The organism is uncultured Aquincola sp. (genome assembly GCF_964001545.1).
Lineage (GTDB): Bacteria > Pseudomonadota > Gammaproteobacteria > Burkholderiales > Burkholderiaceae_C > Aquincola.
Genome location: NZ_CAXFDV010000577.1, coordinates 1 through 8,099 on the forward strand (window position 1 = coordinate 1; position 8,099 = coordinate 8,099).

At 69.1% G+C, this 8,099-nt stretch carries 8 protein-coding genes; 7 read left to right on the top strand and 1 reads right to left on the bottom strand.

The genetic code is table 11. The annotated features are described in order from the left end of the window. Window positions 1–735: contractile injection system protein, VgrG/Pvc8 family (locus ABNT58_RS19840; protein ID WP_348755146.1), on the bottom strand; the 735-nt coding region annotated here is incomplete at its 3' end. Between the two features lie 333 nt (window positions 736–1,068). Here ABNT58_RS19840 and ABNT58_RS19845 point away from each other — a divergent pair. The 7 genes from ABNT58_RS19845 (at window position 1,069) to ABNT58_RS19875 (ending at window position 7,972) form a co-directional block, all read left to right on the top strand. Further along, window positions 1,069–2,436, top strand: a complete 1,368-nt coding sequence (locus ABNT58_RS19845) for an LLM class flavin-dependent oxidoreductase (RefSeq protein ID WP_348755147.1) — start codon at window positions 1,069–1,071, stop codon at window positions 2,434–2,436. Between the two features lie 79 nt (window positions 2,437–2,515). Then, complete coding sequence (locus ABNT58_RS19850; protein ID WP_348755148.1) at window positions 2,516–3,691, top strand: acyl-CoA dehydrogenase family protein; 1,176 nt, start codon at window positions 2,516–2,518, stop codon at window positions 3,689–3,691. 20 nt (window positions 3,692–3,711) lie between these two features. After that, window positions 3,712–4,530 carry a methionine ABC transporter ATP-binding protein gene (locus ABNT58_RS19855; protein ID WP_348755149.1) on the top strand — a complete coding sequence of 273 codons (819 nt, stop codon included), beginning with the start codon at window positions 3,712–3,714 and terminating at the stop codon, window positions 4,528–4,530. Continuing rightward, window positions 4,523–5,185 carry a methionine ABC transporter permease gene (locus ABNT58_RS19860; protein WP_348755150.1) on the top strand — a complete coding sequence of 221 codons (663 nt, stop codon included), beginning with the start codon at window positions 4,523–4,525 and terminating at the stop codon, window positions 5,183–5,185. Before ABNT58_RS19855 ends, ABNT58_RS19860 begins: the two co-directional genes overlap by 8 nt. A gap of 36 nt (window positions 5,186–5,221) precedes the next feature. Beyond that, window positions 5,222–6,064 carry a MetQ/NlpA family ABC transporter substrate-binding protein gene (locus ABNT58_RS19865; RefSeq protein ID WP_348755151.1) on the top strand — a complete coding sequence of 281 codons (843 nt, stop codon included), beginning with the start codon at window positions 5,222–5,224 and terminating at the stop codon, window positions 6,062–6,064. After that, window positions 6,064–7,080 carry an aliphatic sulfonate ABC transporter substrate-binding protein gene (locus ABNT58_RS19870; protein ID WP_348755152.1) on the top strand — a complete coding sequence of 339 codons (1,017 nt, stop codon included), beginning with the start codon at window positions 6,064–6,066 and terminating at the stop codon, window positions 7,078–7,080. Before ABNT58_RS19865 ends, ABNT58_RS19870 begins: the two co-directional genes overlap by 1 nt. A 13-nt stretch (window positions 7,081–7,093) precedes the next feature. Then, complete coding sequence (locus tag ABNT58_RS19875; RefSeq protein WP_348755153.1) at window positions 7,094–7,972, top strand: ABC transporter permease; 879 nt, start codon at window positions 7,094–7,096, stop codon at window positions 7,970–7,972. Window positions 7,973–8,099 lie beyond the last annotated feature (127 nt).

The following is an 8,099-nucleotide window of genomic DNA, read 5'->3' on the forward strand; positions in this document are numbered from 1 at the left end:
AAAGGCGTGGATGTACTCCTCGTCGATCTTGTGGCCGGGCGGGTAGTAGGCGATGGCGTGGTAGCTGCTGCTTGGCTCATGCGGCTGCAGCGGCGTGAAGGCGCCGTTGTGGTCGCTGAGCACCAGCCGGTGCACACCGTTCGTGTGCTCGAAGTGGTGGTTGATGCCCCACGCCTGCATCAGCCGGCAGAGGAACTGGTAGTCCGTCTCGTTGTACTGAACCAGGTAGTCGCGGACCGGGTAGCGCTCGATCAACCGCCACTCGACGGCAAAGGCGTAGTCCGCCAGCACCTTCCGGATGACCTCCACCGGCGTCTGGTTCTGAAAGACTTTGCAGTCGGTGCTCAGCGTGGCCAGGTACAGCCAAGGCCGCAGCGTCAGCTCATAGAGCGCATGCCGGCTGTCTTCGCCTAGCAGGCGGGCTTCGGTGATCAATGCGTTGATCTGACGCTCACCAGCGCCACGGCCTTCCAGCTCGATGCCACACGAGATCTCGCGGCCCACCATGTCCGGCAAGCTGAAGTTGGCGCCCCGCATCAGGCCGCCAAACTCCGCCAGCTCATCGGGCGTTTGCAGCACCAGCCGGTACTCGAACAAGCCGTTGATGGCCTCTCGGCCACTGAGCCGCAGGGGCACCAGCGCGGGCCGGCCCAGGTGCAGCGGGATCGCCGGGCTGCTGATCGTCAGCGCACGTTCGCCGCTGAACAGGGGTACAGCGGGGGGTCTCTGGTTCATCTCGGCCACACAGGTGAGCGTGGAACAAGGCGCCGAGCGCAAGGACTCGGGCCGGCCGGACTGCGGGGGACTGCGGGGATCAGCGTTCAGCTTCGACCCGGCACGGCGCCAGAACAAGGTGAAGATCTACCTTGACGACAGGGCCAAGCCCGGCAGCCGCCGCTCACGGAGACAGCGACGCGACGTCAGGCCGCCATGTCTTGCATGTCGGCTCCACGGCCGCAAGACTTCAGCCCCCGCAGGCTTGAGGTGCATATTCATCGCATAAGCACCCTCACAATCCTTCGTAGCCCGCCGCCCCACCCCGCGCTGCAATCATGGCTTTGCCCGGCCATGGCGCGATCACCGCACATCCTGCTCAACGCGTTCAACATGAACTGCGTGGGCCACATCAACCACGGGCTGTGGACGCACCCGCGCGACCGGTCGGGCGACTACAACACCCTGCCCTACTGGACCGACCTGGCCCGCACGCTGGAGAGGGGCCTGTTCGATGGCCTGTTCCTGGCCGACATCGTGGGCGTGTACGACGTGTACCAGGGCAACGTGGACCTGCCGCTGCGCGAGGCCATCCAGCTGCCGGTCAACGATCCGCTGATGTTGGTCTCGGCCATGGCCGCGGTCACGCAGCACCTGGGCTTCGGCGTCACGGTGAACCTGAGCTACGAGCAGCCCTACCTGCTGGCGCGGCGCTTTTCCACGCTGGACCACCTGACCAGTGGCCGCATCGGCTGGAACATCGTCACCGGCTACCTGGACAGCGCCGCCCGCGCGATGGGCCTGGCCGGCCAGGCGCCGCACGACGAGCGCTACGACCGCGCCGACGAATTCATGGACGTGCTCTACCAGCTGTGGGAAGGCAGCTGGGAAGACGGCGCGGTGCTGCGCGACAAGGCGCGGCGCCTGTTCACCGACCCGGCCAAGGTGCATGAAGTCAAGCACCAGGGCCGCTGGTTCCAGGTGCAGGGCTACCACCTGGCCGAACCCTCGCCGCAGCGCACGCCTGTGCTGTTCCAGGCCGGCAGCTCGGGCCGCGGCCAGCGCTTTGCGGCCCGCCATGCCGAGTGCGTGTTCATCTCGCCGCCCGACAAAGCCACCGCGCGCCGCACCGTGCAAAGCCTGCGCGAAGCGCTGGTGCAGGCCGGCCGCCAGCCCGACGACGTGAAGGTGTTCATGGGCACCGCGGTGGTCACCGGCCGCACCGCGGCCGAGGCGCGCGACCTGTACGCCGACTACCTGCAATACGCCAGCCGCGATGCCGGGCTGGCACATTTCGCCGCTTCGGTGGGTGTGGATTTCGCGCGCTACGACCTGGACGCGCCGGTGGACTACCAGCCAGGCCAGGCCATCGAATCGGCGCGCCGCAGTGCGCAGGAGCATGGCTGGACGCGGCGCAAGCTGCTGCAGCTGTTCGAGCTGGGCGGCCGTTACCCGGCCATCGTGGGCGATGCGCAGCAGGTGGCCGACGAGCTGCAGTCGTGGATCGCCGACACCGGCATCGACGGCTTCAACCTCAGCCGCACCGTGGTGCCTGAAAGCTACGAGCACTTCATCGACCTGGTGGTACCCGAGCTGCAGAACCGCGGCGTGTACAAGACCGCCTACGAAGCCGGCAGCCTGCGCCACAAGCTGCTGGGGGCGGGTGACCGGTTGCCGCAGCGGCATGCGGCTGCGGCCTTCCGGCGGCCGGCCGGCGACTGAGCGTCGTTCGACATTTTTTGAACAAGCAGCGTCGGAAACATTCGTTGGCCGGTGCTGCTGCAAACGCAACACTGCCGCCATGGGCAGTGACTGGATCAACGAACGCACCGAACGGCTGGCGCAGCAGCTGGAGGCCACCGCGGTGGCCCGCGACCGCGAAGGCGGCCATGCCGCGGCCGAGCGCCAGGCCATCCGCGACAGCGGCCTGCTGGGCCTGCTGATTCCGCAGGACGCCGGCGGCCTGGGCGCCAGCTGGCCCACGCTGTACCGCGTGGTGCGCCGGCTGGCCCAGGCCGACAGTGCACTGGCCCATGTGTTCGCCTTCCACCACCTGCAGGTGGCCACGGTGCTGCTGTGGGGCACGCCCGCCCAGCAGCGCACGCTGCTGCCGCGCTCGCAGTCCGAGGGCTGGTTCTGGGGCAATGCCCTCAACCCGCAAGACACGCGGCTGGTGGCGCAGCCCGTGGCCGATGGCTGGCGGCTGCAAGGCCTCAAGAGTTATGCCTCGGGCTCGGTCGGCTCCGACCGGCTGGTGGTGGGCGCCCAGGTGCAGCTGGCCGATGGCAGCAGCGCGCGCCTGGTGGGCCACCTGGCCACGCAGGCCGAAGGCATCACCGTGCAGCAGGACTGGGACGCCTTCGGCCAACGCCAGACCGACAGCGGCACGGTGCACTTCCACGACGTGTTTTTGCCCCAGCGCGACGTGCTGCAGGCGCCCGGCAGCACGCCCACACCACGCGCCACGCTGCGCACGCTGGTGTCGCAATTGATCATGGCCAACCTGTACCTGGGCATCGGCCAGGCGGCGTACGAGGCAGGCCGCCGCTACACGTTGGAGCGTGCACGCCCCTGGCCCAACGGCCACACCGCGCGCCTGGCCGATGAGCCGCAATTGCAGCAGCGTTATGGCGAGCTGTGGTTGCTGCTGCGCCCGGCCGAGCTGGCCTGCGAAGCGGCTGCGCTGCAGTTGCAGGCGGCCTTCGAGCAGGGCGAGGCGCTGGACGCCACCGGCCGTGGCACCCTGGCCATCGCCATTTCGGAGGCCAAGGTGCTGGCGCACCGCGCGGGCATCGAGGTCAGCTCGCAGGTGTTCGAGCTGGCCGGCGCCGGCGCCACCAGCGGCCGCCTGGGGCTGGACCGCTTCTGGCGCAACGCCCGCGTGCACACGCTGCACGACCCGGTGGACCTGAAGCTGCGCGACATCGGCCGCCACCGGCTCGAAGGCCATGTGCCCGAGCCCACGTCCTATTCCTGAATCCCTGACCTCCGACCCTCATGACCGCCCCTTCCCAAGACCTGCCGCTGATCCGGCTGGACAACGTCAGCAAGCGCTTCAAGCTGCCCGATGGCCGGCACTTCGATGCGGTGCAAACCACCTCGCTCGACATCGCGAGGGGCGACGTGTTCGGCCTCGTCGGCAAGAGCGGCGCGGGCAAGTCCACGCTGCTGCGCCTGATCAACCTGCTGGAGCGGCCTGACCAGGGCCGCGTGTTCGTGGCCGGCCGTGAGCAGACCGCGCTGGGCAAGCGCGAGCTGCGCGAAGCCCGGCAGAACATCGGCATGATCTTCCAGCAGTTCAACCTGCTGCAAAACGCCAGCGTGTTCGACAACGTGGCCTTTCCGCTGCGCATCCACGGCGGCCACAGCGCGGCCCAGATCGATGCACGGGTGCGTGAATGCCTGCAGCTGGTGGGCATTGCCGACAAGCTGCACAGCCACCCGGCGCAGCTGTCGGGCGGGCAGAAGCAGCGCGTGGCCATCGCCCGCGCGTTGGCACCGCAGCCCGATGTGCTGCTGTGCGACGAACCCACCTCGGCGCTGGACGCCGAGACCACCGAATCGCTGCTGGCCACGCTGCGCGACATCAATGCGCAGCTGGGCGTGACCATCGTCATCGTCACCCATGAGCTGCCGGTGGTCACGGCGCTGTGCCGCCACGTGGCGGTGGTGGAAGAAGGCCGCATCGCCGAGCGCTTTGCGGTGGACGACACCAGCCGCCTGCCCCTCACCCGCCTGGGCCGCGACCTGGTGCGGTTGAAGGCCAGCCCCGACACCCGCCACGACCTCGACCGCCTGGAGGCCGCTTATGCCTGAGAACATCGCCGCCATCCTGCCCGAGCTGTGGACCGCCATCGGGCAGACCTTTTTGATGCTGGGCATCGGCCTCAGCGCCGCGGTGCTGATCGGCGGGCCGCTGGGCATCTGGCTGTTCCTGCTCAGCCCGGGTCAGACGCTGGAAAATCGCCCCTTGTTCACCGTGGTGAGCTGGCTGGTGAACACGGTGCGCTCCTTCCCTTTCATCATCCTGCTGGTGGCGCTGGTGCCCATCACGCGGGTGATCGCCGGCAGCTCCATCGGGCCGGTGGCGGCCGCGGTGCCGCTGTCGTTCGCGGCCATTCCGTACTTCGCGCGGCTGGTGGAGCAGAACCTGCGCGAAGTGCCGCGCGGCGTGATCGAGGCCGCCCATGCGATGGGCGCTTCGGATCTGCAGATCGTGGCCCGCGTGCTGCTGGTGGAAGCGCGCTCCGGCCTGGTGCTGGCGCTCACGGTGCTGGCCATCAGCTTTCTCTCGTACTCGGCGGTGGCCGGGGTGGTGGGCGGCGGCGGCATCGGCGACCTGGCCATCCGCTACGGCTACTACCGCTTCCAGACCGACGTGATGGTGCTCACCGTCGCCATCCTGGTGGTGCTGGTGCAGGCCATCCAGTTCAGCGGCAACGCACTGGCGCGCCGGCTGGACAAGCGCTGAGCAAGAACAACGGTTGATCACGTCAAGGATGTCAGCATGACCTACACCCGCCGCGACCTCGTCGCTTCGTTCGCCCTCACCGCCGGCCTGGCGCTGGCCGCCGCGCTGTCGCCCGCCCAGGCGCAAGAGAAGAAGGAGCTGGTCTTCGGCGCCACCGCCGGGCCTTATGCCGACCAGATCAAGCTGGGCATCAAGCCGCTGCTCGAGAAGAAGGGCTACCGCGTCAAGGTGGTGGAGTTCAACGACTACATCCAGCCCAACTTCGCGCTGGCGCAGGGGGCGCTGGATGCCAACGCCTTCCAGCACATCGTCTACCTCACCAAGTTCGCCACCGAGAACAAGCTGGCGCTGAGCGAGCTGCTGAAGGTGCCCACCGCGCCGATCGCCATCTACAGCAAGAAGCACAAGACGCTGGACGTGAAGGAAGGCGCCACCGTGGCCCTGCCCAACGACCCCACCAATGCGGCGCGGGCGCTGCTGGTGCTGCAGGACATCGGCTGGCTGAAGCTGCGCGAAGGCTACGACCCGATCCGCGCCAGCGAAAAGGACGTGGCCCAGAACCCCAAGAAGCTCAAGCTGGTGCCCATCGAAGCGGCGCAACTGCCCCGCAGCCTGGACGACACCGACTACAGCTTCGTCAACGGCAACTTCGCGCTGGCCTCGGGCCTCAAGCTCACCGAGGCACTGGCGCTGGAAAAAACCGGCCCCACCTACCAGAACCTGGTGGCCATCCGCACCGAAGACAAGGACAAGCCCTGGGTGCAGGACATCGCCGAGGCCTACCGCTCGCGCGAGTTCCTGGCCGTCACGCAGCAGAAGTTCGCCGGCTTCGTGCCACCCGACTATCAGCAGGCCCTGCTGGCCGGAGCAGCCAAGTGATGCCCTTGAATTTGTCTAGACAAGCCGACGCCTCGCGCCGCCAACTGCTGCGCGCCGGTGCCGCCAGCGCCGGCCTGCTGGCCCTGCCCGGCCTGCTGCGCGCGGCCGAAGCGCCCAAAGAGCTGCGGCTGGACTACGCCTACTACTCGCCCGCCAGCCTGGTGCTGCGCCGCTTCGGCTGGCTGGAGGAAGACTTCGGCCGTGACGGCACCGCCGTGAAATGGGTGCTCAGCGCCGGCAGCAACCGGGCGCTGGAATACCTCAACAGCGGCAGCATCGACATCGGCTCCAGCGCCGGCCTGGCGGCGCTGCTGGCCAAGGCCAACGGCAACCCGATCCGCACGCCGTACATCTTCTCGCGGCCCGAATGGACGGCGCTGGTGGTGCGGCGCGATTCGCCCATCCGCAGCCTGGCCGACTTAAAGGGCAAGAAGGTGGCGGCCACCAAGGGCACCGACCCCTACCTGTTCTTGCTGCGCGCACTCAAGGTGGCGCAGCTCAAGCGCAGCGACATCGAGCACGTGGCGCTGCAGCATGCCGACGGCCGCGTGGCGCTGGAACAGGGCCGGGTGGACGCCTGGGCCGGCCTGGACCCGCTGATGGCCGCCAGCGAACTGGACGCCGGCTCGCGCCTGATCTACCGCAACGTGGCCTTCAACACCTACGGCTTTTTGAACGTGCGCGAAGACTTCCAGCAGCGCCACCCCGAGGCCCTGCGCCGCGTGATCGCCGGCTATGAACGGGCGCGCCAGTGGATCATCGGCAACACCACCGAAGCGGCCAAGATCCTGTCGGAAGAAGCCAAGGTCAGCCTGCAGGTGGCGCTGCTGCAACTCAAGCTGCGCACCGACCTGAGCCACCCGCAACCCTCGGCCGAGCATGTGGACGCGCTGCGTGCGGCCGCCCCCATCCTGCTGGACGAGCAGCTGGTCAAGCCCGGCACCGACCTGCCGCGCACCATCAGCGCCCTGGTGGACACGCAGTTCGCCCGCGGGCTGCTGGGCCGCGCAGCTTGACGGAGCCTGCCGCATGACGGACGCATGGCATCCGCCAGTGGCGCCACGGGCGGGCGCCCACCCGGCGAAGGCAGCACCGGCGCAGCGGCAGCCCGCGCCCGCGCTGCCGGCGGCCCCCCGTACCCGCCCCACGCCGCACCCCGCCTGGGGCCTGCTGCTGCCGGCACTGGCCTTGGCGCTGCTGGAAGCCTCGGCCCGGCTGGGCTGGGTGCCACCCCACCTGCTGCCACCGCCCAGCGAGATTGCCCGCACGCTGGCGCAACTGGCCCAAGGCGGTGAACTGGTAGGCCACCTGCTGGCCAGCAGCACCCGCGTGGCCGCCGGCTTCGCCATCGGCGCGCTGCTGGCCATCATGGTCGGCGCGCTGGTGGGGCTCAACCGCCGGGCCGCTGCGTTGCTGGACCCCAGCTTCCAGGCGCTGCGCGCCATCCCCTCGCTGGCCTGGGTGCCTTTGCTGCTGCTGTGGCTGGGCATCGACGAAGCGCCCAAGCTCACGCTCATCGCCATCGGCGCCTTCTTCCCGGTGTACATGGGCGTGTCGTCGGGCTTTCGGGATGTGGACCGCAAGCTGGTGGAAGTGGCCGAGCTGGCCGGCCTGCGGCCTGCCGCACTGGTGCGCCGGGTGCTGCTGCCGGCCGCGCTGCCCGCGGTACTCACCGGCCTGCGCAACGGCCTCAGCCTGGCCTGGATGTTCATGGTGGCGGCCGAGCTGATCGCCGCCACCCGCGGCCTGGGCTACCTGCTGACCGACGGCCGCGAAACCGGCCGTGCCGACGTGGTGCTGGCCGCCATCGTGCTGCTGGCCCTGCTGGGCAAGCTCAGCGACACCGCCATGCAGGCGCTGGAACGCCGCTGGATGGCCTGGCGCGACACGCTGGAGACGCGGGCATGAGCGCAACGCCTTTGCTCGAACTGCAGGTGCTGCGCAAGGCCTTCGGCCCGCGCACCGTGCTGCAGGACGTGTCGCTGCAGTTGCAGGCCGGTGAGTGCGTGGCCCTGGTGGGCGCCAGCGGCTGCGG

What these genes read in the sequence shown, in the direction of transcription:
- ABNT58_RS19845 (WP_348755147.1), top strand. Translation starts at nt 1,069, where the DNA reads ATGGCGCGATCACCGCACATCCTGCTCAACGCGTTCAACATGAACTGC.
- ABNT58_RS19850 (WP_348755148.1), top strand. Translation starts at nt 2,516, where the DNA reads ATGGGCAGTGACTGGATCAACGAACGCACCGAACGGCTGGCGCAGCAG.
- ABNT58_RS19855 (WP_348755149.1), top strand. Translation starts at nt 3,712, where the DNA reads ATGACCGCCCCTTCCCAAGACCTGCCGCTGATCCGGCTGGACAACGTC.
- ABNT58_RS19860 (WP_348755150.1), top strand. Translation starts at nt 4,523, where the DNA reads ATGCCTGAGAACATCGCCGCCATCCTGCCCGAGCTGTGGACCGCCATC.
- ABNT58_RS19865 (WP_348755151.1), top strand. Translation starts at nt 5,222, where the DNA reads ATGACCTACACCCGCCGCGACCTCGTCGCTTCGTTCGCCCTCACCGCC.
- ABNT58_RS19870 (WP_348755152.1), top strand. Translation starts at nt 6,064, where the DNA reads ATGCCCTTGAATTTGTCTAGACAAGCCGACGCCTCGCGCCGCCAACTG.
- ABNT58_RS19875 (WP_348755153.1), top strand. Translation starts at nt 7,094, where the DNA reads ATGACGGACGCATGGCATCCGCCAGTGGCGCCACGGGCGGGCGCCCAC.